The organism is Curtobacterium sp. MCPF17_050 (assembly GCF_003224435.2).
GTDB lineage: Bacteria > Actinomycetota > Actinomycetes > Actinomycetales > Microbacteriaceae > Curtobacterium.
The window spans coordinates 333,357-359,229 of sequence record NZ_CP126250.1; the positions used below are offsets into that span (position 1 = coordinate 333,357).

Below are 25,873 nucleotides of genomic sequence, written 5' to 3' on the forward strand. Positions count from 1 at the left end.
CTGCGCGCGCGGCTCAGCGTCGGGCCGCCACGATCGCCCGCGCCAGTGCCTGTGTCGCCCGGTTCGGCTCCGGGTCCGCCCGCATGGCGAGCCCGATCCGCAGCGGCTCGACCACGTCCTCGAGGTCGAGCACCGCGCCGTCGAAGCGGACGCCGGAGTCCGGGACGACCCCGACACCGATCCCGGCCGAGGCGAACCGGACCACCGCGGGCATGTCGTTCATCTCGGCGACAACCCGACGTCGGATGCCGAGCCGCTCGAGCACCGCGTCCAGGATCATGCGGTTGCCGAACCCGTGCGCGGTGTCCACGAAGGTCTCGTCGGCCAGGTCGGCGAGGGACACCGAGCGCCGGTCCGCCAGCGGGTGGTCGGCGGCGAGGAACACCCGGAAGGGCATCTCCCGGAGCGGCTCCACCACGACCCCGGACGGCGTGTTCGGCAGCCCCGTGTACGCGAGGTCGAGGCGCCCGGCCACGAGGTCCTGCACGAGCCCGGTCGTCCCGCTCGGCGAGGTCATCAGTTCGACGGCGACGAGCGGGTGCTGCCGCCGGAAGTCGCGCAGGACGCCGGTCAGGTCGACGACGTCCATGCTCGTGAAGATGCCGAGGCGCACCCGACCGCGCAGCTCCGCGTCCGACGCCGCGGCGAGGTCACGCATCCGGTCGAGCGACTCCAGCACGGCCCGGGCGTGGGGCAGGAGGTCCGCTCCGGTCGGGGTGAGGACGAGCCGCCGGCCGCCACGCTCGAACAGGCGGGTCCCGAGCGACCGTTCCAGGCTCGCGATCCCCGCGGACACCGTCGACTGCGCCGCCCACAGGCGCTCGGCGGCACGGGTGACACTGCCCTCGGCCGCGACCGTGACGAACTGTTCGAGCAAGCGGGTCTCCATCCGGACATCATCGACGAGATCGATGCCGGCCATCAAGGAGCTGCGTTTGACCCGATGGTCAACCGGCGGGACGATCGGGGCATGTCAACCGTCATCGAAACGCCGGCGACCGGCGCCCAGGCCACCGCTCCGGCTCCCCGTGGTCGGCGTGCGCACACCCGCCGTCGGCACGGCTTCGGCTTCTGGGCCGTCGCCTTCGCGTTCACCTCGGTGATGGCCTTCGCGACCGTCCCCGCGCCGCTCTACGTCATCTACCAGGCGCGCGACGGCTTCCCGACGTTCACGACGACCGTCGTCTTCGCCGCGTACGGTCTGGGCGTCGTCGGCTCCCTCTGGCTCGCCGGACACCTCAGCGACGTGCACGGGCGTCGTCCGCTCATCCTCGTGTCCGTGGCGCTGGAGCTCGTCGCCGCGGTGCTGTTCCTCCTCTGGAACGACGTCACCGGTCTGATCGTGGCGCGACTCGTCACCGGACTGGGTGTCGGCACGTTGACCGCGACGGCGACCGCACACCTCGGGGAGCTCAAGGTGCGGGCCACCGGCGACGAGTCCTCGGCGAAGGGCGCCAGCGTCGCCGCGGGCGTCGTCAACCTCGGCGGCCTGTCGCTGGGCGCCCTCGTCGGTGGTGCCCTCGCGGAGTTCGTCGGTCAGCCGCTCATGGTGCCCTACGTCGTGTTCGTCGTCGCCCTGGCGGTCGCGTTCGTCGTCGTGCTGGCCGTCCCGGAGACCGTCGACCGTCCGGCCGAGCCCGTGCCGTACCACCCGCAGCGCCTGCAGGCTCCGGAGGGCCAGAGCGCCGCGTTCTGGGCCGCCGGCACCGGGGCCTTCGCCGCCCTCGCGGTGCAGGGGCTGTTCACCTCCGTCGCGCCGACGTTCCTCGGGACGACGTTCCACGTCACCGACCGGTTGGCCGCCGGCGCCACGACCTTCGGGGTCTTCGCCGCGAGTGCCCTGTCGCAGATCGTGTTCGCCGCGCTCCCGCAGCGCAGGCAGATCCGCCTCGGTGTCGGCCTGCTCGTCGGCGGTCTCGCGGTCCTCGCGGTCTCGGCGGTGGTGCTGCAGGTCGCCGGGTTCATCGGTGGCGGGGTCGTCGCCGGTGCCGGTGTGGGTCTGCTGTTCCGCGCCTCGATCGGCAGCGCCGGAGCCCTCGTCGGCCCCGAGGAGCGCGGCGGCGTCCTCGCCGCGACGTTCCTCATCGCCTACGCCGGGCTCACGATCCCGGTCGTCGCGGTCGGCGCCGCACTGCTCGTCCTGCCCACCCTGCCGGTCCTCATCGGGTACGTGGTGCTCGTCTCCGTGCTCGCGATCGTCGCGGGCGGACGGCTGGCCGCGCGCGCCTGACCGCCGCGAGACGCCGCCCCCGGTCCGGCGCCGCTCGCCACGTCGGCGTCGCCCGGGTCGGGCGGGGTCGCGCGGCGTCCCGACGACCGTGACGACCGTGACGACCGTGACGACCGCGCCGCGATGCAGCAGCCCCGCCGGTCCGACCGGGAGGCCCGCACCCCTCCGGCATACTGGCCCGATGGCCCAGAAGCGCCCGCGTTCCACGCTGACCGGCATCGCCGCGGCGGTCGCCGCCGTCCTCGTGGTCGGCGGCTTCGCCCTGACGAACGCGCGGGAGGGTGACGACGCCGTCCTCTCCGCCGCACCGTCGGCGACCGCGTCCACGACCGCCGACGAGCCGCAGTCGACGCAGGGCGGCGAGGGCGACGCGGGCGGCGTGGCGGTCATCGCCCGGAGGGGACCCGATCTGCCGGGCGCCGCGGTGCTCGACCGCTGCGGCACCGACACCCGTGCGGAGGTCGCGTCGTACGACACCGCCGCCCTCGGCACCGTCGTCCTGCAGTGCGGGGACGCTGCGCAGGGGTACGAACACATCATGGTGCGGCACACCGCCGACTGGCAGGACGTCCTCCGCGGGCACACCGACGCGCGCGACTGGGACGACGCCATGCTCACCGCCGTGCGGACCGCGGTGACGAACCCGCAGAAGGGCCTGCCGGTCGACGCCGGCGACGGCAAGGTCTGCTACGCCGCGCCCGTGCGGTTCGACGACGGCAGCGCGCCGAGCCCGGACGGCTTCGTCAAGGTGATCGTGTCCGCGACGACCGAGCGGGTCATCACGGCCTACCCGACGGACGAGTCCGACTGCTGACGCCCGGGGGCACCAGGGGGAGGATCAGGCGTGCACCTCGTGCTCGTGCCGCTGGTGTGACGCCGGCTCGAGCTGGAAGGTCGAGTGCTCGACCGGCACGTCGAAGTGCTCCGCCACGCACTGCTGCAGTTCGTCGAGGATCGCGGGGGCGTGCGCCGTCGTGAAGCAGTGGTCGTCCACCACGACGTGTGCGGTGAGGTTCGGGACGCCGGTCGACACGAGCGTCGCGTGCAGGTCGTGCACCGCGATGACGTGGTCGAGCTCGAGGATGTGCCCGCGCACCGCGTCCAGGTCGAGTCCGCGCGGGGTGGCCTCGAGCAGGACGTCGGCGGTCTCGCGCAGGAGCTTCACGGCCCGGGGCAGGATGAGCGCTCCGATGAGCAGTGCCGCGACCGAGTCGGCTCGTTGCCAGCCGGTCAGGAACAGCACGACCGCGGCCAGGATCACGGCGACGGACCCGAGGGTGTCGTTCAGGACCTCGAGCCGTGCCGCCCGCGAGGTGAAGCCCTCGCCGGACGCCCGCACGAGCACCGCGAACGCGATGAGGTTGCCGACGAGTCCGACGACCCCGAAGACGAGCAGCGGCCCCGCCTCGATGTCCTCGGGCACGAACAACCGCTGCACGGCGGAGATCACCACGTAGACGCCGACCGCGAGCAGGACCGCGGCCTGCGCGGTCGCGCCGAGGACCTCCGCCCGCTGGTACCCCCACGTGCGCCGGGCCGTCGGGATCCGGCGTGCCAGACGTGTGGCGACGAGGCCGATGCCCAGTCCGCCGGTGTCGACGACCATGTGCCCGGCGTCGACGAGCAGGGCGAGGGAGCCGGTGACGACCGCGCCGACGACCTCGGCGAGCAGGATCCCGGCGGAGATGCAGAACGCGATCAGCAGCGCACGCTCGGACGCGTGTCCGTGCGTGTGGCCGTGGTCGTGTCCCATGACCGCCATCGTAGGAGCCCCGTCCGATGGCGTGCCAGGATCGGGAGCGTGAGCGGATCGCCGTACGAGCTGAGCGCGTCGGCCGACGTCCTCGCGCGGCTCCATCCGCGTCTCCGCACGTACTTCGGCCGGATCCCGTCCGGGTACGTCGGGCGCGGGTCAGGCACGTTCCGCGTCGTCGGCACGCCCCGCCGCTGGGTGTGGCTCGTGCTCGCCGTCTTCGCGCGGGACGCGGTGATGTTCCCGGTCTGGGAGCACGACGTGCCCTTCACCGTCGAGAACCGCCCGGTCCGCGTCGGCCGGGGCCCGGCGCCGGACGAGGAACCCGGCTCCGGCCGCCGCGACGCCCACCGGTCCGGCAGCTCCCGCGCCGATCGTGGTCGGGCCGACGGCCGGGAGGGGCGTCCCGCGGTGCGTGCGCACCGCACCTTCCACTTCGCCTCCGGAGACCGGACGATGGTCGACGCGATCACCGCCGAGCCGGAGGGGCTCGTCGACCACCTCGGCACCCGCGGGCGGGTGAGCGCGGTGCTCACGGTGGAGGTACCGGCGACCGGACCCGACGCCGGGGCGCTCCGCCTGGTCTCCACGCGCGTGTCGGTGCGCGCGCTGGGACGCGCGTGGAGCCTTCCGGCCGGCGTCGCACCGCGGGTCGAGCTCACGGAACGATTCGATGACGAAGCCGACGTGCAGCGCGTGTCCCTGGTGCTCTCCGCACCGGTGCTCGGCACGCTGTACCGGTACGAGGGGGCGTTCCGGTACGCCGTCGTACCCGACGAGTGACCGGGAGCAGGAGGACAGCATGAGCGGTCAGCAGCGACGCGTGGTGGTGGCGGGGGCGAGCGGGTTCGTCGGCCGGTACCTGCAGGAAGCGTTCCGCGACGAGGGCTACGAGGTCGTCACGGTCGGTCGCACCGGCGACGCCGTCTGGGGGAACACCCTGCGGATCCGCGAGCTCGTCGACGGCGCCGACCTCGTGGTGAACATGGCGGGCAAGAGCGTCGACTGCCGGTACGGGCGCCGCAACCGTGCGGAGATCCTGCGCTCCCGGGTCGACACCACGCTCGAACTGGCCGAGGCCATCCGGACCGCCGAGCACCCGCCGCCGCTGTGGGTGAACGCGTCCACCGCGACCATCTACCGGCACGCCGACGACCGCCCGCAGGACGAGGAGACCGGGGAGCTCGGCGAGGGCTTCTCCGTCGGTGTCGCCCGCGCGTGGGAGGACGCCCTGTTCCGCACCGACCTGCCGAGCACCCGCCGCGTGGCGCTCCGGATGGCGATCGTGTTCGGCGACGGCAGCGCCCTCGTCCCCCTGCTCCGCCTCGCGCAGGCCGGCCTGGGCGGACCCCAGTACGACGGGCCGTGGTTCCCCACCAGGGCGCGCCTGGCCGCGGGGACGTACCACCACGACCGGCACACCCACGGTCGGCAGCGCTTCAGCTGGGTGCACATCGAGGACGTCCTCGGCGCGATCCGGTTCGTCCGCGACCACGAGGACCTCGACGGCCCGGTGAACGTGACGAGCCCGAACCCGTCCGACAACCGCACGGTGATGGCGACGATCCGGGACGCCGTGGGGCGCCGCTTCGGACTGCCGACGTGGCGGTGGATGCTGGAGCTCGGGGCGTTCGCGATCCGCACCGAGACCGAACTCGTGCTGAAGAGCCGGTGGGTGGTGCCGACCCGGCTCGTGCAGGCCGGCTACGAGTTCCGGTACCCGCACCTCCGCGGCGCGCTCGCCGGGATCATCACGGAGCGACGCCAGCACCGGGGCTGACCGGGGCGGCGGGCCCGGAGCCGGGCGCGGAGCCGGAGTCGGGCCGGGACGCCCCCGTCTGCGCAGGACGCCCGGACGCCCTCGGGACGCCGCCGGGCCCCGCGGCGTCCCGAGCACCCGGCGGCGTCCCGACGGCCAGGCCGGTCCGCGGCGGGCGCGAGGACCACAGCACCGCCGCGACCACGACCGCCCCGGCCACGGCCTCGACCGCATCGGGCACCTCGCCGAAGGCCGCCCAGGACGCGAGCACCCCGACGACCGGCACGAGCATCGAGAACGGCGCGACCGTGCTCGACGGGTACTTCCCCATCAACCGCGACCAGATGCCGTAGCCCACCAGGCTCGCCGCGACGACGATGTACAGGACGCCGAGGTCGGCCGGCAGCGCCTCGAGCGTGAACGCGGTGCCCAGTGCCTGCCCGATCCGTTCCGGACCCTCGACCACGAACGACAGCACGGCCATCGGGATCGGCGGGACGACCGCCCACCAGAGCGTCAGGTGCAGCGGGTTCACCGGTCCCGTCCGGCGCGTCGCCACGTTGCCCGTCGCCCACCCGATCGCCCCCAGGAGCACGAGGACGACGGGGAGCAGCGCGGCCGTCTGCGCCCGGTGCACCGCGATGACGCCGAGCGCGGCGACGGCGATGCTCACGCCGACGACCTGCCGGGTGGTCAGGCGTTCGCGGAGCAGGACCCCGGCGAGCACGACGGTGAAGGGCGCCGCGGCCTGGATGACGAGCGACGCCAGCCCCGAGGGCATCCCGGCCGACATGCCCAGGTAGAGGAACGCGAACTGCACGACGCCGAGCGTCGAGCCGACGAGGAGGATCCACCGGAACGGCACCTGCGGCCGCGGCACGAACAGCAGGGTCGGCACGGCGAGCAGTGTGAAGCGCACCGCGGCGAGCAGGAACGGCGGGAAGTGCTCGAGGGCGATCGCGGTCGCCGGGAAGTTCAGACCCCAGGCGACGGCGACGACGAGGGCGAGGATGCGATCGCGGAACAGCACCGGATGATCGTCCCGCACCTGAAGCAGTAGCACCAGCGTACGTTCCGACAGGATCGTTGTAGGGTCCCTGCATGGTCGGGTTCGACATCGCCCTGTTGCCGGTCCTCCGCGAGCTCGCCGAACGCGGGAGCGTGACCGCGGTCGCCGCCGCCACGCACCGGACACCGAGTGCGGTGTCACAGCAGCTCCGGACGCTGCAGCGCCAGGCCGGGGTGCCGCTCGTGGAGCGCGTCGGGCGTGGGGTGCGGCTCACCGAGCACGGTCGTGTCCTGGCCGGGATGGCCACCGGCGTCGCCACCGCCCTCGCCACCGTCGAGTCCGCCTGGGCCGAACACCTCGCCGGTGCCACCGGGACCGTCGACCTCGCGGTGTTCCCCTCGGCCGCGGAACTGCTGCTGCCCGGGCTCCTGACGCGGATGCGCGAGCACCCGGGCATCGCCCTCGAACTCTCCGACGTCGACGTCAGCGAGGGGGAGTTCGCCCCGCTCACCGCCGACCACGACGTCGTCATCGGTCACCGGCCCGACGGGGCGCGCCGTGCCGACCGTCCCGCGGTGGAGACCGTCGCGCTGCTCCGGGAACCGCTCGACGTCGCCCTGCCGCTCGACCACCCCCTCGCGGGCCGGGAACGCGTGGGGATCGAGGACGTCCTCGGCGAGACCTGGATCGGCGTCCCGGAGGACTACCCGATCGACCGCGTGCTCACCGCCATGGCCGCGGCCTCGGATGCACCGCCGTCGGTCGCGTTCCGCACGATCCACCTGCCGGTCATCGAGAACCTCGTCGCAGCCGGACACGGCATCGCGCTCGTCCCGCGGTACACCTCACGGACGCGCGCACCCGGACGGTTCCACCTCGCCACCCTCGCCGACGTGCGCGCCGGACGGCGGATCGAGGCGCTCGTGCGGCCGGACCGAGCGGTCCGACCGGCGGTGCGCGTCGTCCTGGAGGCCCTGGTCGCCGGAGCGACGGACGTCACCACCTGAGGTGGTGGGACCGCGCGGTCGTGCTGTTGTGGCGGAGGAGACGTTCCCCGAGACCGGCGGCTGCGGCGATGCGGGAGCGGAGCACGGGGTCGGGGTCCATCCTGTCGAGCGAGCGGGCGCGTCAGCACTGCCCCGTGAAGGCGACGGGTCGGCACTGCCGTGCCGGGCCTCCCGTCCGACCGCGGAGACGACGACGGCGGCGGGACGCACCGGTGCGACCCGCCGCCGTCGCGACGCTGTGCGGCTCAGACGTCCAGGTGGTCGACCAGCTCGTCCGCCAGGCCCGTGTAGCCGGCCGGCGTCAGGTTCGTCAGCCGGGCCTTCGCGCCGTCCGAGATGTCCAGGCCGTTCACGAATGCGACCAGGTCGTCGCGTCCGATCCGCTTGCCGCGCGTGAGCTCCTTGAGCATCGCGTACGGGTCCTCGATGTCGGACTGCCCGGCGGTGACCTCGGCGCGGATGACGGTCTGGATCGCCTCCGCGAGCACCTCCCAGTTGCCGTCGAGGTCCTCGGCCAGACGGGTCTCGTTGACCGCGATCTCGCCGAGCCCACGGCGCAGGTTGTCGAGCGCCAGGAGCGAGTGCCCGAACGCGACGCCGATGTTCCGCTGCGTGGTCGAGTCGGTCAGGTCACGCTGCAGGCGGCTCGTGACGAGGGTCTCGGACAGCGTCGAGAACAGCGCCGACGAGATCTCGAGGTTCGCCTCGGCGTTCTCGAACCGGATCGGGTTGATCTTGTGCGGCATCGTCGACGACCCCGTGGCGCCGGCCACCGGGATCTGCGTGAAGTACCCCATCGAGATGTAGGTCCACACGTCGGTCGCCAGGTTGTGCAGGATCCGGTTCGCGTGGCGGACCCGGTCGTACAGCTCGGCCTGCCAGTCGTGCGACTCGATCTGCGTGGTCAGCGGGTTCCACGTCAGGCCGAGGCCCTCGACGAACTCCCGGGACAGCGCGGGCCAGTCGGCCTCGGGGTCCGCGGCCAGGTGCGCGGAGAACGTCCCGGTCGCGCCGGAGAACTTGCCGAGGTACTCGCCCCGCTCGACCTGCGACAGGATCCGCTCCAGCCGGTAGACCACGACCGCGATCTCCTTGCCGAGGGTGGTCGGCGTCGCGGGCTGGCCGTGCGTGTGCGAGAGCATCGGGACGGCGCGGAGGCTCGTGGCCATCTCGCGCAGGCGCTCCACGACCGCACGGGCGGACGGCAGCCAGACGTGTTCGACGGCGTCGCGCACGGTGAGGGCGTACGACAGGTTGTTGACGTCCTCGCTCGTCGCCGCGAAGTGGGTGAGCTCGGCGACGGCGTCGAGGCCGAGGTCGCTGAGTCGACGGCGGACGAAGTACTCGACCGCCTTGACGTCGTGACGGGTCGTCGCCTCGATCTCGGCGAGCTCCGCGATCTGGGCCTGCCCGAAGTCGTCGACGATCGCGCGGAGGGCGGCCTTGTCGTCGACCGAGAGCGGCGAGGTGGTGAACATCGCGTGGTCGGTGAGGAACACGAGCCACTCGACCTCGACCCGGATCCGGGCACGGTTGAGACCGGCCTCGGACAGGTGCTCGCCCACCGTGTGCACGATCGGGTAGTAGCGCCCGTCGAGCGGGCTGATCGGCTGCGGGGGAAGGGGGGTCATGGGGCTCCCTGGCGGACTGCCGGCTCGAGCTGGTGGAAGAGCGCCCGGCAGGCCCGTTCGACCGTGCTGAGCACCCGGTCGAACTCATGTCGGTCCGCGTAGTACGGGTCCGGCACGTCGGCCTGCTGGGGCCAGGCGTCGTCGTACCGCAACAGGAGCGTCACCTTGGCGGCGTCGTCCATGGTCGGGGCCCACGAGCGCAGGATGCGTTCGTGGGAGCGGTCGAGTGCGACCACCAGGTCGAGGTCCGGGAACCGGTCCGGGTCGAACTGACGGGCGCGATGCCTGCTGCCATCGTATCCGCGTGCCGCGAGCGCTGCGATCGTGCGCTCGTCGGCGGGTTCGCCGACGTGCCAGTCCCCGGTGCCCGCGGACACGACCACGAACCGGTCCGCCATGCCCGCGTCGGCGGCGACCTGCGCGAAGACGATCTCGGCCATGGGGGACCGGCAGATGTTGCCGCTGCAGACGAAGGAGACACGGAAGGGCGACGGGGCGCCGGCGTCCATGGTCATGTGCACATCATGGCGCAGCCGGGGTGCGGACGCGACGCCCGTCCGTCAGGCGCGACCGCGACCGCCGAGCACCGGGCGGGCGACGAGTCCGACCAGCCAGGAGCACACCGCGAGCACGAAGGCGCCGACGATGCCCCAGCCGAAGGACTCCACCGACAGGCCGAAGCCCAGCGCGGTGGACACCCCCGCGACGATGAGCAGCAGGACGCCGTTCACGACGAACGAGATGAGCCCGAGCGTCAGCACGTAGAGCGGGAACGCCACGATCCGGATGAGCGTGCCGATGACGGCGTTCACGATGCCGAAGACGAACGCGACGAGCAGGTAGGTCAGGACGGTCTCGACGGGGCCGGCGTCCCCGAAGGCGTCGACGGACACCCCCGCGACGACGAGCGTGGTGAGCCACAGGGCGACGGCGTTGACGACGAGCCGGACGATGAACCGCATGCACCCATGATGCCGGTCCTGCCCGTTGGCCTGACCCGGTGACCGACCAGCCCGTCCACATCCGACGCCCGGAGGACGCAGCATCGCGGTCCTGCCCGTTGGCCTGACCCGGTGACCGACCAGCCCGTCCACATCCGACGCCCGGAGGACGCAGCATCGCGGTCGTGCCCGTTAGCCTGACCCGGTGACCGACCAGCCCGTCCACATCCGACCCGAGATCGCGGTCCTCCCGCCCTACAAGCAGGGACGCCAGGCCGCGCCGGACGCCCTCAAGCTCTCGAGCAACGAGAACCCCTTCCCGCCGCTGCCCGGCGTGGTCGAGGCCGTGCAGGCGCAGACGTCGTACAACCGCTACCCGGACGCCACCGCGCTCGCCGTCCGGGCGGTGCTCGCGAACCGGTTCGGCGTCACGGTCGACGAGGTGCACGTCGCCCCCGGCAGCGTCGCGATCCTGCACGAGCTGGCGAAGGCCACCTCCGGCCCCGGCGACGAGGTCGTCTACGCCTGGCGCTCCTTCGAGGCGTACCCGGGCGTCGTCACGGTCGCCGGCGCGACGAGCGTGCAGGTGCCGAACCGGCCCGACGGCGGGCACGACCTCGACGCGATGGCGGCGGCGGTCACCGAGCGGACGCGCATGGTGCTCGTGTGCACCCCGAACAACCCCACGGGACCGATCGTCACCGGGGCGGAGTTCGAGTCGTTCATGGCGCAGGTGCCGTCCTCGGTGCTCGTGGTGCTCGACGAGGCGTACGCCGAGTTCGTCACCGACGTGGACGCCGTCCGCGGTCCTGCGCTGCTCGAGCGGTACCCGAACCTCGTGGTGCTCCGGACCTTCTCCAAGGCGTACGGCCTCGCGGGCCTCCGGGTCGGGTACGCACTCGGACCGGCATACGTCCTCGACGCCGTCCGTGCGTGCGCCATCCCGCTGTCCGTGACGGCGCAGGGTCAGGCGGCCGCGCTGGCCAGTCTGGAGCGCGAGGGCGAGCTGCTCGAGCGGGTCGCCGAGCTCGCCGATCGACGGGACCGGATCCGCGCGGGGCTGCTCGCGCAGGGCTGGGACGTGCCGGAGGCGCAGGGCAACTTCGTGTGGCTGCCGACGGGCGAGCACACGGCGGTCGTGGCCGAGGCCCTCGAGCACGCCGGGCTCATCGTCCGGGCCTTCGCGCCCGAGGGCATCCGTGTCTCGATCGGCGAGCACGAGGCTGTCGCAAAGCTCCTCGAAACCACGGGTGCCGTTGTGGGACGTCTCACAACGGGGGCTTCGGACCGGCCGGTACGCTGACCGACATGTTGTTCCGCGCCGCGGCTCCTGCGACGACCCCCGTCCAGCTCCTCGACCCCGAGGGCCGGTTCGTGGAGACCGACGAGAACGCCGAACTCGCCGCCGTCGCACAGGCCCTCCCCGACGAGACCCTCCTCGCCATGCACCGTCAGATGGTGCTCACCCGACGCTTCGACCACGCCGCCGCGAACCTGCAGCGCACCGGTCAGCTCGGGCTCTGGGCGCCGAGCCACGGGCAGGAGGCGGCGCAGGTCGGTTCCGCGTTCGCGCTCCGCCCGCAGGACCACGTCTTCCCGTCGTACCGCGAGCACGCCGTCGTCCTGCAGCGCGGGGTCGACCCGATGGAGATCATCTCGCTCTTCCGCGGGCAGGCCCACGGCAACTGGGACCCGGACGAGCGCGGCAACACGCACGTCTACACGCTCGTCATCGGCGCGCAGACGCTGCACGCCACCGGCTACGCGATGGGCCAGGCGCTCGACGGCGTCGTCGGCACGGGCGACCCGACGGTCGACGAGTGCTCGATCGTGTACTTCGGCGACGGCGCGACCAGCCAGGGTGACGTGAACGAGGCGTACGTGTTCGCCGCGTCGCACACCGCCCCGGTCGTCTTCTTCCTGCAGAACAACCACTGGGCCATCTCGGTGCCGGTGTCGGTGCAGTCGCCGACCCCGCTCGTCGACCGGCCGCGCGGCTTCGGCATCCCGAGCATCCGTGTGGACGGCAACGACGTGCTGGCCTCGTACGCGGCCAGCGTCATCGCGACCGAGCACGCCCGGACCGGGCAGGGCCCGGCGTTCGTCGAGGCGGACACCTACCGCATCGGCGCGCACACGAGCTCGGACGACCCGACCCGGTACCGTGCCGACGACGAGCTCGCCGGCTGGGTCGCCCGCGACCCGATCACCCGGTCCGAGGCGTACCTCCGCAGCCGTGGCGCCACCGACGCCCAGTTCGCGGAGTTCGACGCCGAGGGCGAGCAGATCGCCGTCGACGTGCGCACCCGCACGAACGCCCTCCAGGACCCGCCGATGGAAGCGATGTTCGACAACGTGTACCGGGAGCCGCACCCGCGCATCGACGAGCAGCGCGCATGGCTCCGGGACTACGAGGCCGGCCAGGACGCAGGAGCCCACGCATGAGCACGACCGAGCAGCTCTTCGACTACACGCTGCGCGCGCACCCGGGCGCCGGCGAGGTCCCCGCGGACCCGACGCCGACCCTCCCGATGGCCAAGGCGCTGAACGCCGGCCTGGCGAAGGCGATGGAGGCGGACGACAAGGTCCTGCTGATGGGCGAGGACATCGGCCGTCTCGGCGGCGTCTTCCGCATCACCGAGGGCCTGCAGGACCGTTTCGGCGCCGACCGTGTGCGGGACACCCCGCTCGCGGAGTCCGGCATCGTCGGCACCGCGATCGGACTCGCCCTGCGCGGCTACCGTCCGGTGATCGAGATCCAGTTCGACGGCTTCGTCTGGCCGGCGTTCAACCAGATCACCTCGCAGCTCGCGAAGATGGCGAACCGCCTGCCGGCGCACATGTCGCTGCCGATCGTCATCCGCATCCCCTACGGCGGTCACATCGGCGCGATCGAGCACCACCAGGAGAGCCCGGAGGCGTACTTCGCGCACACCCCGGGCTTGCGCGTCGTGAGCCCGAGCACCCCGAACGACGCCTACTGGATGATCCAGGAGGCCATCGCGTCGAAGGACCCGGTGGTGTTCTTCGAGCCGAAGTCGCGCTACTGGCCGAAGGGGCAGGTCGACCTCGTCGACGGCCACGTGCCGATGCACACGACCCGCGTCGCCCGCACCGGCACCGAGGTCACGCTCGTCGGTCACGGTGCGATGGTCGCGACGCTCATGCAGGCCGCCGACATCGCCGAGGCCGAGGGCACGAGCTGCGAGGTCGTCGACCTCCGCTCGATCTCGCCGATCGACTGGGAGCCGTTGCTCGCCTCGGTGCGCAAGACCGGTCGCCTGGTCATCGCGCAGGAGGACTCGGGCTTCATCAGCGTCGGCAGCGAGATCGCCGCGACCGTCGCCGAGCGGGCGTTCTACACGCTGCAGGCACCGCCGCTGCGGGTGTCCGGGTTCGACGTCCCGTTCCCGCAGTCCAAGCTCGAGCACTTCCACCTGCCGGACGCCGACCGCGTCCTCGAGGCCGTCGACCGCGCCCTCGCCTACTGACCCGCACCGCACCCGTACGAACGAACCCTGCTGAAGGAGCCGACGTGGCCGTCGCCGAATTCCCCCTGCCCGACGTGGGGGAGGGCCTGACCGAGGCCGAGATCGTCCAGTGGCGCGTCGCCCCCGGCGACGAGATCGCCGTGGACCAGGTGCTCGTCGAGATCGAGACCGCGAAGTCGCTCGTCGAGCTCCCGTCGCCGTTCTCCGGCACCGTGACCGGGCTGCTCGTCGCCGAGGGCGACACGGTGGAGGTCGGCAAGCCGATCATCCGCGTCGAGTCCGACGGAGCCGCGGGCGTGCCGGGAGGATCGGCACCCGTCGCCGACGCAGCCACCGTCGCGCAGACGCCCGCTCCGGCCGCACCGGCTCCCGCGCCGGCCTCCGCTGCGCCGGCACAGACCGCCGCCGTCCCCGCGCCCGCCGCTGCCCCGGCCTCCGCCGCCGCACCGACGGCCCCCGCTGCGCCCGCACAGGTCGCCGTCGACGCCGGCGTGGTCGGCACGGACGAGGGCTCCGGCGCCGTCCTCGTCGGCTACGGGTCCGCGACCTCCGCACCGTCCCGCCGCAAGCCGGGTGCCCGCCGGGCCGCAGCGGCCGCGGCGCAGGCGAGCCGGGCCTCCAGTCGGGAGGCCGACCTCGACCTGGTGACCGACGACGGCGAGGCCACGACCGCCGACGCCGTCGCCGCGCAGGGTCGGCGCCCCGCCCGCCCGACGATGCCGAGCGGCTCGGCGCTGCAGGTCATGGCGAAGCCGCCGATCCGGAAGCTCGCGAAGGACCTGGACGTCGACCTGACGACGGTCGTCCCCACCGGGCTCGCCGGCGAGGTCACGCGGGACGACGTGATCCGGCACGCGAAGCAGGCCAGCGTGTTCCGCAACATCGAGACGCCGGAGTGGGGCGGTGTCCGCCAGGAGACCATCCCGGTGAAGGGCGTCCGCAAGGCCATCGCGACCGCGATGACGACCTCGGCGTTCACCGCGCCGCACGTGTCGCTCTTCGTGGACGTCGACGCGACCCGCACGATGGAGTTCGTCAAGCGCCTCAAGGAGTCGCCGACGTTCGCCGGGGTGAAGGTGTCCCCGCTGCTCGTCATGGCGAAGGCCGTGATCTGGGCCGTCCGGCGCAACCGCTCGGTGAACTCGTCGTGGACCGACCGCGAGATCATCGTCCACCACTTCGTGAACCTCGGGTTCGCCGCGGCCACCCCGCGCGGGCTCCTCGTGCCGAACATCAAGGACGCGCAGGACATGTCGCTCCTCGAGCTCGCCAAGGCGATCGAGGAGATGACCCTGACCGCGCGTGACGGCAAGACGAGCCCCGCGCAGATGGCCGACGGCACGATCACGATCACGAACATCGGGGTCTTCGGCATGGACACCGGTACGCCCATCCTCAACCCGGGCGAGGTCGCCATCGTCGCCATGGGCACGATCAAGCCGAAGCCGTGGGTCGTCGACGGGGACGTGCGGTCGCGCATGGTGACGACGATCGGCGCCTCGTTCGACCACCGTGTGGTGGACGGCGACGTGGCCTCGCGGTTCGTGCACGACGTCGCCTCGGTCCTCGAGGAGCCGGCGCTCCTGCTGGACTGACGTCCCGGACACCGGAGCGCGACCCCGCTCCGTCCCGGCCGGACCGGTCGACGTGGTCCGGGTCGCGCGGTCCCGGTGTGCCGTCCTCGCCGTTGTCGGCGGCGCGGGGGAAGATCGAGCCATGGTCCACCAGCTGCTCGTCCCGCAGCAGGAGATCCGGACGGGTCGCCTGGTGCTCACCCCCGTGACGCCCGCGGACATCGACGCGGTGCACGAGCTCTTCTCGGACGCCCGCACCTGGACGCACCTCCCCGCCGGACGGCACACCTCCCGGGCCCAGACCGAGGACCTCGTGCAGCGGAAGATCGGCGGTCGGGTGCGGTACGGGCTCGGCTCGTGGGTCGCGCGTGCGGCGGACTCCCGCGCCTTCATCGGGCTCGGCGGGGTCGACCGCACCGCCGGCGGCGTGTGGAACCTCGGGTACCGGCTCGCCCCGGAACACCACGGGCACGGCTACGCGACCGAGCTCGCACGGGCTGCGGTGGACGCGGCGCGCGACGTGCGCCCCGAGCTCCCGGTCACGGGCAGGGTGCTCACGAACAACCCCGCCTCGGCTCGGGTGCTGACCCGCGTCGGGCTGACGCAGGTGTGGCAGGGTCCGTCGGCGGCCGCCGGGTCGGACGACGTGGAGTGCCAGGCGTGGAGCGACCGCGAGCTGACGCGGGAACAGCTCGACTGGCTCATCGCCAACGCGTAGCGGTGCCGCGGTGCCGCGGTGCCGCGGTGCCGCGGTGCCGCGGTCACGCGTCCGACCGCACGGCGCCTCTGCCGACCGTGCCCTTCGTCGACCGCGCCGTTCGTCGACCGTGCCTCTCGTCGACCGTGCCGCCGCCGGCCGGGCTCCGTTGGACCGTGCAGCGTCGGACGGTACTGTGGAGGGACTGGTCATGTCCGCACAGGACCACCGCCGCAGCCCGAGGAGCCCGCTTGTCCCGCCGCATCACCGAGGGTGCTGAACCGAAGCACCAGCAGCTGCGGCGGATCCTGCTCGACCTCATCAACACGCGACTGGCGCCCGGTGCCGCGATCCCCTCGGAGCGCCAGCTCATCGCCGAGTACGGCGTCTCCCGCATCACGGTCCGGGAGGCCCTCGGGCAGCTCGTGAACGAGGGGCACCTCGAGCGCGTCCGCGGCAAGGGCACCTTCGTCGCGCACCGTCCGATGCAGTCGACGCTGCACCTCGCCTCGTTCACCGAGGAGATGCGGGCGATGGGGCACGTGCCGACGACGGTGGTGCTGGTCCGCGAGGAGCGGGTACCGCCGGCCGCGACGGTCGCCGCGCTCCGGCTGGCCGAGGGCGAGGCCGCGTACCACCTCAAGCGACTGCGGATGGCGGACGGTGCGCCCGTCTCCGTCGACGACGCCTGGCTCGCCGCGGCGGTCTTCCCCGGCCTGCTCGACCACGACCTGTCGGGCTCGGTGTACTCGATCGCCGCCGACGTGTACGGGCACCCGATCGACCGGGCGCAGCAGACGGTCGCGGCGAACCCGGCCGCGGACGAGATCGCGACGCTCCTGGGCACACGGACCGGAGCGCCCCTGCTCGAGTTCGACCGGGTGTCCTACTCGGGCACCCGGCCGGTCGAGCACGCGCGCAGCTGGTACCGGTCGGACCGGTACCGGGTGCAGATGGAGGTGACGGCCGCGCGGGCGATCGCCTGACCGGCCGTCAGACCTCGAACAGCCCGTCCCCGGCGGCGACGTCGCTGCCGACGGTGTCCTGCGGGACCGAGTCCGGCGTGGACCCGAGCACGACGACCGGCACGACCGGGGAGTAGCCCGCGGCGATGATCGCCGACGGGACGAAGCGCACGACGGGGTCGCCGGCCGCGACGGTGTCGCCCTCGGCGGCGAGCAGCTCGAAGCCCTTGCCCTTGAGCTTGACCGTGTCGATGCCGACGTGCACGAGGACGTCGGTCCCGGCCGCACCCTGCAGGGCGAACGCGTGCGGGTGCAGCTTGACGATGGTCCCGTCGACCGGGGCGACGGCGGTGACCGGGCCGGTCACGGCGGAGGGATCGACCGCGACACCCGCGCCGACGAGCTGCTCGGCGAACACCGGGTCCGGCACGTCGGCGAGTGCGACGACCGGTCCGGCGAACGGCGTGCGGACGACCGTCACAGTTCGTCCTGGATGTCCTGCGCGAGGTTGTCCGCGATCGGGCCGACGATGACCTGCCAGCCGGTGCCGCCTCCGACGACGGCCTGGGCGCCGGCGGCCTTGAGGGCGTCCTTGTCGACCAGGTCGCCGTCCTCGACCTCGACGCGGAGGCGGGTGATGCAGCCCTCGACCTCGTCGATGTTGTCGGTTCCGCCGAGTGCGGCGATGATGTCGGCTGCCTTGATGTCGGCCATCTGTTTCCTCCTCGTTACGGGTTCGCTCACAGGTTGACACGACCGTCGTGGTCATCGACACTACGAACTGGTCATGACCGGACAGGACCGGACCTGGCGACACTGCCGAGGGTACCTGCGCCGACCACACGACTCAACTCACCCCGACCAGCTCCACCCGATGACGAGAGGACCGCCGATGAGCACCGCTGCCCCCACGGACGTGCCGGAGAAGAAGACGCCGAAGAAGCAGAGCAAGCTCTTCGCCAACGCCCAGCGGCTCGGCCGCAGTCTGCTCCTCCCGATCGCGGTCATGCCCGCGGCCGGCATCCTCCTCCGCCTCGGTCAGTCCGACATGCTCGGCGCCATCCCGGGCTTCGAGCAGGGCGCGACGATCATCGCCGCGGCGGGCAACGGTGTCTTCACCTGGCTCCCGCTGCTCTTCGCGGTCGGCATCGCGATCGGCTGGGCGAAGAAGTCGGACGGCACGACGGCACTCGCCGCGGTCGTCGGCTACATGGTCATGTACCAGGTGTTCGCGGCCATGTCGCCGATCGTGCTCGCCGGTGTCGAGGACGCGAACGGCAACCAGGCCACCATCAACTTCGGTGTCCTCGGCGGCATCGTGATGGGCCTCGTCTCCGCGGTCCTCTGGCAGCGCTTCCACCGGACGAAGATGCCCGACTTCCTCGGGTTCTTCTCGGGCCGTCGTCTCGTGCCGATCCTGACCGCCGCCGCCGCACTGGTCATCGCCGTGGTCATGTCGTTCTTCTACCGGTACTTCGACATCGCGCTCACCTGGGCCGGGCAGACCGTCGCGGACAACGCCGTCCTCGGTGGTGGCGTGTTCGGGTTCGTCAACCGCATGCTCATCCCGATCGGCCTGCACCAGCTGCTCAACTTCTTCCCGTGGTTCCAGCTCGGCAGCTTCACCGGCGCCGACGGCACGATCGTCCACGGCGACATCCCGCGCTTCCTCGCGGGCGACCCGACGGCGGGCATCTTCCAGACCGGCTTCTTCCCGATCATGATGTTCGCGCTCCCGGCCGGGGCCCTGGCGATCTGGCGGAACGCCAAGCCGCAGAACCGCAAGCTCGTCGGCGGCATCATGCTCTCGGCCGCGCTGACGTCGTTCGTCACCGGCATCACCGAGCCGCTCGAGTACTCCTTCATGTTCGTGGCGTTCCCGCTCTACGTCATCCACGCGGTGCTCACCGGGACCTCGCTCGCGCTGGTGAACGCCCTCGGCATCAACGACGGGTTCTCGTTCTCGGCGGGGGCGATCGACTACGTGCTCAACTTCGGCAAGGCGGACGGGGCGATCTGGCTCATCCCGATCGGCCTGGCGTACGCGGTCGTCTACTACTTCCTCTTCAGCTTCGTGATCAAGAAGTGGAACCTCCGCACCCCGGGGCGCGAGGAGGACACGATCGCCGAGAACTCGATCGACGCGGCGACCAAGCCGTAGCCGTCGGGACCGCCCACCGGGAGGCCCGTCACCAGCTGGTGACGGGCCTCCCGTCGGTCCGAGGACTGCCCGGTGCTCGCGCTTTTGACAATCGTTATCACCTGGCGCTAGCGTCCTCCCCATGCACTCCCGCCGCCTCCTCGCCCTGCCGCTCGTCGTCGGCGCCGCCGCGCTCGCCCTGACCGGCTGCGCCACCTCCTCCACGCCCTCCGACGACAGCAGCGACGGCACGATCCGCGTCGTCGCCTCGACGAACGTCTACGGCTCGATCGTCGAGACGATCGGCGGCGACCACGTCGACGTGACGAGCATCCTCGAGGACCCGTCCCAGGACCCGCACTCGTTCGAGTCGAGCGCGAAGACGCAGCTCGCCGTGTCCAAGGCCGACCTGCTCATCGAGAACGGCGGCGGCTACGACGACTTCATGACGACGCTCGCGAAGTCGTCGAACACGGAGGCCGACATGATCAACGCCGTCGACGTCTCCGGGCTCGACTCGGGCGGCTCCGACGAGTTCAACGAGCACGTGTTCTACAGCTACCCGGCCATGGTGAAGCTCGTCGACGAGGTCGCGAAGCGCCTCAGCGACCTCGACGGGGCGGACAAGAGCACGTTCGCCACGAACGCCGACGCACTCACCGAGAAGCTGCAGGACCTCGAGTCGCAGACCGCCGACATCGCGCGGACGGTCGACGGGGACAAGGTCGCCTACACCGAGCCGGTGCCGGGCTACCTGTTCGACGCGATGGGCCTCGACAACGTGACCCCCGGCGACTTCTCCGAGGCGATCGAGGAGGGCGACGACGTCCCGCCGGCAGCGCTCAACGACACGCTCAAGCTCTTCACGGACGGCGGTGCGGAGCTCCTGGCCGTCAACGAGCAGACCTCCAGCCCGGAGACCGAACAGGTCCAGAAGGCCGCCGAGGACGCCGGTGTCCCGGTGGTCGGTGTGACGGAGACGCTCCCGAAGGGGGAGGATTACGTCTCGTGGCAGCAGGCGAACATCGACGCGGTGCAGGCGGCACTGACGAAGTGACGACGGTCCAGGAGCCGAACCGGACCGCCACTGCCGCGCGCAGTGGCGGTCCCGCTGTGCTCGCGCTCCGCCAGGCCGGGCTGTCGTACGGGAGCCGCGCGCTCTGGGACGGCCTCGACCTGCACGTGGCACCGGGTGAGTTCGTCGCGGTCCTCGGGCCGAACGGTGCGGGCAAGACCTCGTTGCTCCGGACCGTGCTCGGCCAGCAGCGTCTGACGAGCGGCTCGATGGCCTTCCTCGGACGACCGGTCCGCCGTGGGCACCGGAAGATCGGGTACATCCCGCAGCAGCGGCTCATGGAGTCCGGCACCCCCCTGCGTGCCCGCGACATGATCGCGCAGGGCGTGACCGGGCACCGCTGGGGCCTCCGACCCGAGCGGAAGGCCGAGCGCGAGCGCATCGACCGGATCGTCCACGAGGTCGGTGCCACCGAGTTCGCCGACGCACCCGTCGCCGAGCTGTCCGGCGGCGAGCAGCAGCGCACCCGTGTCGGCCAGGCGATCGCCGCCGACCCCGCGCTCCTGCTGTGCGACGAGCCCCTCATCTCGCTCGACCTCCGGCACCAGCGCGGTGTCACCGAGCTCATCGACCGGCAGCGCCGTCAGCAGGGCGCCGCGGTGCTGTTCGTCACCCACGACGTCAACCCCATCCTCGACGTCGTCGACCGGGTGCTCTACATCGCCGGCGGACGCTTCCGGATCGGCGCTCCCGACGAGGTCCTCCGCGCCGAGGTGCTCAGCGACCTGTACGGCACGCCCGTCGACGTCGTCCGCACGATGGGCCGGATCGTCATCGTCGGCGCGAGCGACGCGCACGACACCGCGGGCGTCGGCCACCACCACTGTGAACCAGCCCCGCACGGGGTCGGCCCGGACGAAGGGCGGTTCTGATGGACGTCTGGTCGACCGTCTTCTCGTTCCAGGACTACGGCGAGCTGCTCGTGCTCGTGCGGAACTCGATCCTCGCGGGCGCCGTGCTCGGTGTCGTCGGCGGGCTCATCGGGCCGTTCGTCGTCGCCCGGAACATGCCCTTCGCCGTGCACGGCATCAGCGAGCTGTCCTTCGCCGGTGCCAGTGCGTCCCTCCTGCTCGGCGTCAACGTCGTCAGCGGCTCCGTGGTGGGGTCGCTCGTCGCCGCGCTGCTCATCGGGCTGCTCGGCAGCCGTGCCCGCGACCGCAACTCGATCATCGCGGTGCTCATGCCGTTCGGCCTCGGCCTCGGGATCCTCTGCCTGGCGCTGTACAAGGGCCGGGCGGCGAACAAGTTCGGCCTGCTCACCGGCCAGATCGTGTCCGTCGACAACCCGCAGCTCGGGTTCCTCGTGCTCATCTCGGCCGTCGTCGTCATCACCCTCGTCGTGATCTGGCGCCCGCTGATGTTCTCGTCCGTCGACCCGGACGTCGCAGCCGCCGCCGGGATCCCGGTCCGCACGCTCGGGCTCGTGTTCATGCTCGTGCTCGGCCTGGCCACGGCGGTGTCCGTGCAGATCGTCGGGGCGCTCCTCGTGCTCTCGCTCCTCGTCACGCCGGCGGCCGCGGCCCTGCGGGTGACCGTCAACCCGGTGCTGGTCCCGCTGCTCTCCGTCGTGTTCGCGGTGACGTCGGTGGTCGGCGGCATCCTGCTGGCACTGGGCGGCGGCCTGCCGATCAGCCCGTACGTGACGACCATCTCGTTCCTCATCTGGGTCGTCTGTCGGGTCATCGGCGCCCGGCGGGAACGCCGGGGACGCGACCGGGTGACGGACCGCGAGCAACAGACCGGTGGCGGGACGAGCCTCCCGGCCACCACGAAGGAAGGGGTCACAGCATGAACGCCGTGCAGAAGCCACGACGCAACACCTGGCAGCGCGAAGCGGTCCGCGGCGCCCTCTCCGAGACCGAGGGGTTCGTCAGCGCGCAGGCGCTGCACGCGCACCTGCGCGACGGCGGGTCGACGATCGGCCTCGCGACCGTGTACCGGGCGCTCTCCGACCTGGCGAACGACGGGGACGCGGACTCGCTGCAGCAGGACGGCGAATCGCTGTACCGGGCCTGCACGACCGACAAGCACCACCACCACCTCATCTGCCGGGTGTGCGGCCGGACGGTCGAGATCCAGGCCGACCCGGTGGAGGAGTGGGCCCGTGCGACGGCCGCGGCGAACGGCTTCTCGAACGCCAGCCACGTGGTCGACGTCTTCGGCGAGTGCGACGTCTGCACCGCCCGTGCCGCTGTCCGTGGTGGCGCGTAGTCTCCCGGACATGCACGTCGTCCTCGTCCCCGGGTTCTGGCTCGACGCGAGCGCGTGGGACAACGTCGTCCCGGTCCTCCGGGCCGCCGGCCACAGCGTCGACGCGGTGACCCGGAACGGGGCGACGCTCGACGACCAGGTGGCCGACCTCGTCCGACGTCTCGACGCCGCACCGGAACCCGTCGTGCTCGTGGGCCACTCGGGCGCGGGCCCGATCGCCGCCATGGCCGCCGACCGACGCCCCGGCCGGGTGCGGCACCTGGTGTACGTCGACACCTTCCCGGGCCCCGAGGGCGGGTGCGTCAACGACGAGCTGCCGGTCGTCGACGGACAGGTCCCGCTGCCGCCCTGGGACGTCTGGGAACCAGCGACCGTCCGCGACGTGACGCCGGAGGTCCGCGCGGACCTCGAGCGTCGGGCGGTCGCCGAACCCGCGCGGGTGGCCTCCGACCGGTTCCACTACACCGACCCGGCCCGGCACCGGATCCCGGCGACGGTCATCACGTGCGAGATCGCGGCGGACGAGCTGGCCGGCATGGTCGCCGACCACCAGGCCTGGGCCGCCGAACTCGTCGCGACCGAGGAACTCGAGATCGTCGGGCTGCACGCCGGGCACTGGCCGATGCTCACGGTCCCGCGGGAGCTCGGTGCGCTGATGGTGCAGGCGCTGGCGCCGCGCCCGACCGACGGCGTCTAGCCGGGCGGCCACCGGACGGCCGGACCGCGCGGACCAGGACGCACCCGCGGAGACGCCCGCGTAGCGTCCGGCGCGTGGACCTGCAGACGTGGACGAGTTGGGCGGGCGCGGAGGACTACGACGTCGCCCGCTTCGTGCTCCAGCGCGGGGTGGCGGCGATCGCGTGCCTGGCGTTCCTGTCCGCCGTCGCGCAGTTCCCGGCGCTCCTCGGTGAGCGGGGTCTGCTCCCGGTCCCGCGGTTCATGGAGCGGCGGTACGCGCAGACCCTGCCCGTCGTCTGGCGGTGGTGGCGGTACACCGACCGGCGTCTACGGATCCTGGCCGGGGGCGGGGCCGTCCTGTCGGCCGGCATCGTCGTCGGGCTGCCGCAACGGGGGCCGGCGTGGGTGCCGGTCCTGTGCTTCCTGCTGCTCTGGCTCGCCTACCTGTCGATCTCCGACGTCGGGCAGACCTTCTACGGGTTCGGGTGGGAGTCACTCCTGCTCGAGTCGTTGTTCGTCGTCGCGTTCCTCGGTTCGGACGAGGTCGCGCCGCCGATCGTCGTCCTCGTCGCGATCCGGTGGCTGGTGTTCCGGCTCGAGTTCGGCGCCGGGATGATCAAGATGCGCGGCGACCGGTCGTGGCGCGACCTGACGGCGCTGTACTACCACCACGAGACACAGCCGATGCCGAACCCGATGTCCCGGACGGCCCACCTGCTGCCCCGTCCCGTGCACCGACTGGAGACCCTGGGCAGTCACGTCGTCCAGCTCGGCGTCCCGTTCCTGCTCTTCGCCCCGCAGCCGGTCGCCTCGATCGCGGCGGCGCTCGTGCTGCTCACCCAGGTGTGGCTCGTCGTCACGGGCAACTTCGCCTGGCTCAACTGGATCACCCTGGTGCTGACGTTCGCCGCGATCGACGACCGTTCCGTGGCGACGGTGTTGCCGTTCCTCCAGGGCATCGCGGAGACCGGACCGACCGCGACCCCGGCGTGGTTCGTGGGGCTGACGGTCGTGGTCGGCCTGCTGCTGCTCGTGCTGTCCTGGCCCTCGGCGAAGAACCTGGTGTCGCGGCGGCAGCTCATGAACGCCTCCTTCAACCGGTGGCACCTCGCCAACGCCTACGGTGCATTCGGCAGCGTGACGCAGGAGCGGGACGAGGTCATCGTCGAGGGGACCCTGGCGGAGGACCCGGACGAGGACGACTGGTCCCCCTACGAGTTCAAGGGGAAGCCCGGTGACCCGGGGCGGCGTCCGGCCCAGTTCGCGCCGTACCACCTGCGGCTCGACTGGCTCATGTGGTTCCTGGCGCTCGGAGCGGACGACGGGTGGTTCCGGGTGTTCGTCCTGCGACTGCTCGAGGCCGACCGGCCGACGCTCCGGCTGCTCCGACACGACCCGTTCGACGGGCAGCGGCCGAGGTGGGTGCGGGCGCGGGTCTTCCGGTACCGCTTCGCGACCAGGGCGGAGCGGCGGGCGACCGGTCTCCACTGGATCCGACAGGAACGCGGACTGCTCCTGCCGCCGTCCGGTCTGCGGCGCTGAGGTACCCGCCGCCGGTGCGACCCGGCGGGCACGGACGGGAGGCGCGGCTTGCGACGCGCCCGGCGGTCGCGTAACGTGGGCGGCTGGTTCTCCGCGCCTGCGCGGAGCACCCGTTGTTCTGCCCTCCGACCGTCGCGAACGCCGCGGTCGCGTGGTACCGGATCCGAGCCTCCAGGCCTGACTGAACCCCCGGGTTCAGCGGTCGACGGTGGCCGACCGCCGGTCTGGGCGGTGCGCACACCCCCCTCGCTCAGCCACCTCCGGTGGTGCAGCGCGTGCGCGCCAGGCAAGTGACCTTGGGTGCAGCCGATCGGCTGCACGGTGAACATCAGGAGGAAACCATGGCTGCAGTGTGCCAGGTGACCGGCGCCGTTCCCGGCTTCGGACACGCCATCTCGCACTCGCACCGCCGGACGAAGCGTCGCTTCGACCCGAACGTGCAGAAGAAGACCTACTACGTGCCGTCGCTGCGTCGTAACGTGACGCTCAACGTCAGCGCCAAGGGCATCAAGGTGATCGACGCTCGTGGCATCGAGTCCGTCGTGGCGGGCATCCTCGCCCGTGGGGAGAAGATCTGATGGCGAAGCGCGGTCAGGACATCCGTCCGATCATCAAGCTCCGTTCCACCGCGGGTACCGGGTTCACGTACGTGACGAAGAAGAACCGCCGGAACAACCCCGACCGTCTCGTGCTGAAGAAGTACGACCCGGTCATCCGCAAGCACGTCGACTTCCGTGAGGAGCGCTGAGTCATGGCGAAGAAGAGCAAGATCGCGAAGAACAACCAGCGCGCCGTCATCATCGAGCGCTACGCCGAGCGTCGCCTCGAGCTGAAGAAGGCCCTCGTGGACCCGAACGGCACCGACGAGTCCCGCGAGGCCGCCCGCGTCGGCCTGCAGAAGCTGCCGCGCGACGCGTCGCCGGTCCGCTACCGCAACCGCGACGCCATCGACGGCCGCCCCCGTGGCCACCTCGGTGAGTTCGGCATCAGCCGTGTCCGCTTCCGCGACATGGCCCACCGTGGCGAACTGCCGGGCATCACGAAGAGCTCCTGGTAAGCACCAGCACCACCGACGCCCCCACGACCTCCCGAGGTCGTGGGGGCGTCGTCGTCCGCCTGGCGTCCACCGAGCGCGCCGGAGGGCGCGTCGGTCGTCACATCGGCCCCACC

The 25,873-nt window shown here is 72.1% G+C and carries 29 protein-coding genes; 21 read left to right on the forward strand and 8 right to left on the reverse strand.

Annotated features, from left to right (window positions below):
* Positions 1-13: 13 nt before the first annotated feature.
* Positions 14-889, reverse strand: a complete 876-nt coding sequence (locus DEJ34_RS01630) for a LysR family transcriptional regulator (RefSeq protein ID WP_181420708.1) — start codon at positions 887-889, stop codon at positions 14-16.
* An 81-nt stretch (positions 890-970) separates the two neighbouring features.
* Between DEJ34_RS01630 and DEJ34_RS01635 the strand changes: the two genes are divergently transcribed.
* Positions 971-2,230 (forward strand): MFS transporter, encoded by a 1,260-nt coding sequence (locus DEJ34_RS01635; RefSeq protein ID WP_110823930.1) that lies wholly within the window; start codon positions 971-973, stop codon positions 2,228-2,230.
* A gap of 181 nt (positions 2,231-2,411) precedes the next feature.
* Positions 2,412-3,044: a hypothetical protein gene (locus tag DEJ34_RS01640; RefSeq protein WP_110901895.1), complete on the forward strand. Its 633-nt coding sequence runs from the start codon at positions 2,412-2,414 to the stop codon at positions 3,042-3,044.
* A 24-nt stretch (positions 3,045-3,068) separates the two neighbouring features.
* On the opposite strand, the gene DEJ34_RS01645 is transcribed toward DEJ34_RS01640, so the two are convergent.
* On the reverse strand, positions 3,069-3,983 hold the full coding sequence (locus DEJ34_RS01645) for a cation diffusion facilitator family transporter (protein ID WP_110901894.1): 915 nt from the start codon (positions 3,981-3,983) through the stop codon (positions 3,069-3,071).
* Between the two features lie 48 nt (positions 3,984-4,031).
* Between DEJ34_RS01645 and DEJ34_RS01650 the strand changes: the two genes are divergently transcribed.
* Both DEJ34_RS01650 and DEJ34_RS01655 read left to right on the forward strand, forming a co-directional pair.
* The gene (locus DEJ34_RS01650; protein WP_181420707.1) at positions 4,032-4,766 is read left to right on the forward strand and encodes a DUF4166 domain-containing protein; all 735 of its coding nucleotides are present in this window, start codon (positions 4,032-4,034) and stop codon (positions 4,764-4,766) included.
* Positions 4,767-4,785: 19 nt separating this feature from the next.
* Positions 4,786-5,763: an epimerase gene (locus DEJ34_RS01655; RefSeq protein ID WP_110901893.1), complete on the forward strand. Its 978-nt coding sequence runs from the start codon at positions 4,786-4,788 to the stop codon at positions 5,761-5,763.
* Here the strand turns inward: DEJ34_RS01655 and DEJ34_RS01660 are convergent.
* Positions 5,735-6,772, reverse strand: coding sequence for an EamA family transporter (locus tag DEJ34_RS01660; protein ID WP_110901892.1), 1,038 nt, complete (start codon positions 6,770-6,772; stop codon positions 5,735-5,737). The two genes, DEJ34_RS01655 and DEJ34_RS01660, sit on opposite strands and share 29 nt — an antisense overlap.
* Positions 6,773-6,843: 71 nt before the next feature.
* On the opposite strand from DEJ34_RS01660, the gene DEJ34_RS01665 reads away from it, so the two are divergent.
* A complete protein-coding gene (locus DEJ34_RS01665) occupies positions 6,844-7,758 on the forward strand; it encodes a LysR family transcriptional regulator (protein WP_110901891.1) in 915 nt (304 codons plus the stop codon).
* A 245-nt stretch (positions 7,759-8,003) separates the two neighbouring features.
* Here the strand turns inward: DEJ34_RS01665 and purB are convergent, their stop codons facing one another.
* The 3 genes from purB to DEJ34_RS01680 are packed head-to-tail and all read right to left on the reverse strand — an operon-like array spanning position 8,004 to position 10,351.
* Positions 8,004-9,389 carry an adenylosuccinate lyase gene (gene purB, locus DEJ34_RS01670; RefSeq protein WP_110901890.1) on the reverse strand — a complete coding sequence of 462 codons (1,386 nt, stop codon included), beginning with the start codon at positions 9,387-9,389 and terminating at the stop codon, positions 8,004-8,006.
* Complete coding sequence (locus DEJ34_RS01675; protein ID WP_110901908.1) at positions 9,386-9,898, reverse strand: low molecular weight protein-tyrosine-phosphatase; 513 nt, start codon at positions 9,896-9,898, stop codon at positions 9,386-9,388. The genes purB and DEJ34_RS01675 overlap by 4 nt, the downstream gene beginning before the upstream one ends.
* 51 nt (positions 9,899-9,949) lie before the next feature.
* Positions 9,950-10,351 (reverse strand): phage holin family protein, encoded by a 402-nt coding sequence (locus DEJ34_RS01680; protein ID WP_110901889.1) that lies wholly within the window; start codon positions 10,349-10,351, stop codon positions 9,950-9,952.
* A gap of 184 nt (positions 10,352-10,535) precedes the next feature.
* Between DEJ34_RS01680 and DEJ34_RS01685 the strand changes: the two genes are divergently transcribed.
* From DEJ34_RS01685 to DEJ34_RS01710, 6 genes are all read left to right on the forward strand, one after another.
* Positions 10,536-11,633 (forward strand): histidinol-phosphate transaminase, encoded by a 1,098-nt coding sequence (locus DEJ34_RS01685; protein ID WP_110891411.1) that lies wholly within the window; start codon positions 10,536-10,538, stop codon positions 11,631-11,633.
* 5 nt (positions 11,634-11,638) lie between these two features.
* Positions 11,639-12,775, forward strand: coding sequence for a thiamine pyrophosphate-dependent dehydrogenase E1 component subunit alpha (locus tag DEJ34_RS01690; protein WP_110823127.1), 1,137 nt, complete (start codon positions 11,639-11,641; stop codon positions 12,773-12,775).
* An 86-nt stretch (positions 12,776-12,861) separates the two neighbouring features.
* Positions 12,862-13,821, forward strand: a complete 960-nt coding sequence (locus DEJ34_RS01695) for an alpha-ketoacid dehydrogenase subunit beta (RefSeq protein WP_110823934.1) — start codon at positions 12,862-12,864, stop codon at positions 13,819-13,821.
* Between the two features lie 44 nt (positions 13,822-13,865).
* Positions 13,866-15,416 (forward strand): dihydrolipoamide acetyltransferase family protein, encoded by a 1,551-nt coding sequence (locus tag DEJ34_RS01700; protein WP_110901888.1) that lies wholly within the window; start codon positions 13,866-13,868, stop codon positions 15,414-15,416.
* 121 nt (positions 15,417-15,537) lie between these two features.
* The gene (locus DEJ34_RS01705) at positions 15,538-16,113 is read left to right on the forward strand and encodes a GNAT family N-acetyltransferase (protein WP_110823131.1); all 576 of its coding nucleotides are present in this window, start codon (positions 15,538-15,540) and stop codon (positions 16,111-16,113) included.
* Between the two features lie 230 nt (positions 16,114-16,343).
* Positions 16,344-17,078, forward strand: coding sequence for a GntR family transcriptional regulator (locus DEJ34_RS01710; RefSeq protein ID WP_110901887.1), 735 nt, complete (start codon positions 16,344-16,346; stop codon positions 17,076-17,078).
* 7 nt (positions 17,079-17,085) lie between these two features.
* Here DEJ34_RS01710 and DEJ34_RS01715 read toward each other — a convergent pair whose 3' ends face one another.
* Together DEJ34_RS01715 and DEJ34_RS01720 are read right to left on the reverse strand one after the other, a co-directional pair.
* Complete coding sequence (locus tag DEJ34_RS01715) at positions 17,086-17,538, reverse strand: PTS sugar transporter subunit IIA (RefSeq protein WP_110901886.1); 453 nt, start codon at positions 17,536-17,538, stop codon at positions 17,086-17,088.
* Entirely contained in the window at positions 17,535-17,771 is a 237-nt protein-coding gene (locus DEJ34_RS01720; protein WP_110823137.1) for a PTS sugar transporter subunit IIB, read from the reverse strand. Before DEJ34_RS01720 ends, DEJ34_RS01715 begins: the two co-directional genes overlap by 4 nt.
* Before the next feature lie 178 nt (positions 17,772-17,949).
* Between DEJ34_RS01720 and DEJ34_RS01725 the strand changes: the two genes are divergently transcribed.
* From DEJ34_RS01725 to rpsN, 10 genes are all read left to right on the forward strand, one after another.
* Positions 17,950-19,218 (forward strand): PTS transporter subunit EIIC, encoded by a 1,269-nt coding sequence (locus tag DEJ34_RS01725; RefSeq protein ID WP_110901885.1) that lies wholly within the window; start codon positions 17,950-17,952, stop codon positions 19,216-19,218.
* 121 nt (positions 19,219-19,339) lie between these two features.
* On the forward strand, positions 19,340-20,254 hold the full coding sequence (locus tag DEJ34_RS01730; protein ID WP_110901884.1) for a metal ABC transporter solute-binding protein, Zn/Mn family: 915 nt from the start codon (positions 19,340-19,342) through the stop codon (positions 20,252-20,254).
* Entirely contained in the window at positions 20,251-21,144 is an 894-nt protein-coding gene (locus DEJ34_RS01735) for a metal ABC transporter ATP-binding protein (RefSeq protein WP_110911206.1), read from the forward strand. The genes DEJ34_RS01730 and DEJ34_RS01735 overlap by 4 nt, the downstream gene beginning before the upstream one ends.
* On the forward strand, positions 21,144-22,064 hold the full coding sequence (locus DEJ34_RS01740) for a metal ABC transporter permease (RefSeq protein ID WP_110901988.1): 921 nt from the start codon (positions 21,144-21,146) through the stop codon (positions 22,062-22,064). Before DEJ34_RS01735 ends, DEJ34_RS01740 begins: the two co-directional genes overlap by 1 nt.
* Complete coding sequence (locus DEJ34_RS01745) at positions 22,061-22,483, forward strand: Fur family transcriptional regulator (protein WP_110823147.1); 423 nt, start codon at positions 22,061-22,063, stop codon at positions 22,481-22,483. The genes DEJ34_RS01740 and DEJ34_RS01745 overlap by 4 nt, the downstream gene beginning before the upstream one ends.
* A gap of 10 nt (positions 22,484-22,493) precedes the next feature.
* Positions 22,494-23,180, forward strand: coding sequence for an alpha/beta fold hydrolase (locus tag DEJ34_RS01750; protein ID WP_110911225.1), 687 nt, complete (start codon positions 22,494-22,496; stop codon positions 23,178-23,180).
* A 74-nt stretch (positions 23,181-23,254) separates the two neighbouring features.
* The gene (locus tag DEJ34_RS01755; RefSeq protein ID WP_110911205.1) at positions 23,255-24,703 is read left to right on the forward strand and encodes a lipase maturation factor family protein; all 1,449 of its coding nucleotides are present in this window, start codon (positions 23,255-23,257) and stop codon (positions 24,701-24,703) included.
* 341 nt (positions 24,704-25,044) lie between these two features.
* Positions 25,045-25,281 carry a 50S ribosomal protein L28 gene (gene rpmB, locus DEJ34_RS01760; protein ID WP_110823151.1) on the forward strand — a complete coding sequence of 79 codons (237 nt, stop codon included), beginning with the start codon at positions 25,045-25,047 and terminating at the stop codon, positions 25,279-25,281.
* Positions 25,281-25,451: a 50S ribosomal protein L33 gene (gene rpmG, locus DEJ34_RS01765; RefSeq protein ID WP_110823153.1), complete on the forward strand. Its 171-nt coding sequence runs from the start codon at positions 25,281-25,283 to the stop codon at positions 25,449-25,451. The genes rpmB and rpmG overlap by 1 nt, the downstream gene beginning before the upstream one ends.
* A 3-nt stretch (positions 25,452-25,454) precedes the next feature.
* On the forward strand, positions 25,455-25,760 hold the full coding sequence (rpsN, locus tag DEJ34_RS01770; RefSeq protein WP_110823155.1) for a 30S ribosomal protein S14: 306 nt from the start codon (positions 25,455-25,457) through the stop codon (positions 25,758-25,760).
* Positions 25,761-25,873 lie beyond the last annotated feature (113 nt).

What these genes read in the sequence shown, in the direction of transcription:
- DEJ34_RS01630 (WP_181420708.1), bottom strand. Translation starts at nt 889, where the DNA reads ATGGAGACCCGCTTGCTCGAACAGTTCGTCACGGTCGCGGCCGAGGGC.
- DEJ34_RS01635 (WP_110823930.1), top strand. Translation starts at nt 971, where the DNA reads ATGTCAACCGTCATCGAAACGCCGGCGACCGGCGCCCAGGCCACCGCT.
- DEJ34_RS01640 (WP_110901895.1), top strand. Translation starts at nt 2,412, where the DNA reads ATGGCCCAGAAGCGCCCGCGTTCCACGCTGACCGGCATCGCCGCGGCG.
- DEJ34_RS01645 (WP_110901894.1), bottom strand. Translation starts at nt 3,983, where the DNA reads ATGGGACACGACCACGGCCACACGCACGGACACGCGTCCGAGCGTGCG.
- DEJ34_RS01655 (WP_110901893.1), top strand. Translation starts at nt 4,786, where the DNA reads ATGAGCGGTCAGCAGCGACGCGTGGTGGTGGCGGGGGCGAGCGGGTTC.
- DEJ34_RS01665 (WP_110901891.1), top strand. Translation starts at nt 6,844, where the DNA reads ATGGTCGGGTTCGACATCGCCCTGTTGCCGGTCCTCCGCGAGCTCGCC.
- purB (WP_110901890.1), bottom strand. Translation starts at nt 9,389, where the DNA reads ATGACCCCCCTTCCCCCGCAGCCGATCAGCCCGCTCGACGGGCGCTAC.
- DEJ34_RS01675 (WP_110901908.1), bottom strand. Translation starts at nt 9,898, where the DNA reads ATGGACGCCGGCGCCCCGTCGCCCTTCCGTGTCTCCTTCGTCTGCAGC.
- DEJ34_RS01680 (WP_110901889.1), bottom strand. Translation starts at nt 10,351, where the DNA reads ATGCGGTTCATCGTCCGGCTCGTCGTCAACGCCGTCGCCCTGTGGCTC.
- DEJ34_RS01690 (WP_110823127.1), top strand. Translation starts at nt 11,639, where the DNA reads ATGTTGTTCCGCGCCGCGGCTCCTGCGACGACCCCCGTCCAGCTCCTC.
- DEJ34_RS01695 (WP_110823934.1), top strand. Translation starts at nt 12,862, where the DNA reads ATGGCCAAGGCGCTGAACGCCGGCCTGGCGAAGGCGATGGAGGCGGAC.
- DEJ34_RS01705 (WP_110823131.1), top strand. Translation starts at nt 15,538, where the DNA reads ATGGTCCACCAGCTGCTCGTCCCGCAGCAGGAGATCCGGACGGGTCGC.
- DEJ34_RS01720 (WP_110823137.1), bottom strand. Translation starts at nt 17,771, where the DNA reads ATGGCCGACATCAAGGCAGCCGACATCATCGCCGCACTCGGCGGAACC.
- DEJ34_RS01725 (WP_110901885.1), top strand. Translation starts at nt 17,950, where the DNA reads ATGAGCACCGCTGCCCCCACGGACGTGCCGGAGAAGAAGACGCCGAAG.
- DEJ34_RS01730 (WP_110901884.1), top strand. Translation starts at nt 19,340, where the DNA reads ATGCACTCCCGCCGCCTCCTCGCCCTGCCGCTCGTCGTCGGCGCCGCC.
- DEJ34_RS01740 (WP_110901988.1), top strand. Translation starts at nt 21,144, where the DNA reads ATGGACGTCTGGTCGACCGTCTTCTCGTTCCAGGACTACGGCGAGCTG.
- DEJ34_RS01745 (WP_110823147.1), top strand. Translation starts at nt 22,061, where the DNA reads ATGAACGCCGTGCAGAAGCCACGACGCAACACCTGGCAGCGCGAAGCG.
- DEJ34_RS01750 (WP_110911225.1), top strand. Translation starts at nt 22,494, where the DNA reads ATGCACGTCGTCCTCGTCCCCGGGTTCTGGCTCGACGCGAGCGCGTGG.
- rpmB (WP_110823151.1), top strand. Translation starts at nt 25,045, where the DNA reads ATGGCTGCAGTGTGCCAGGTGACCGGCGCCGTTCCCGGCTTCGGACAC.
- rpmG (WP_110823153.1), top strand. Translation starts at nt 25,281, where the DNA reads ATGGCGAAGCGCGGTCAGGACATCCGTCCGATCATCAAGCTCCGTTCC.
- rpsN (WP_110823155.1), top strand. Translation starts at nt 25,455, where the DNA reads ATGGCGAAGAAGAGCAAGATCGCGAAGAACAACCAGCGCGCCGTCATC.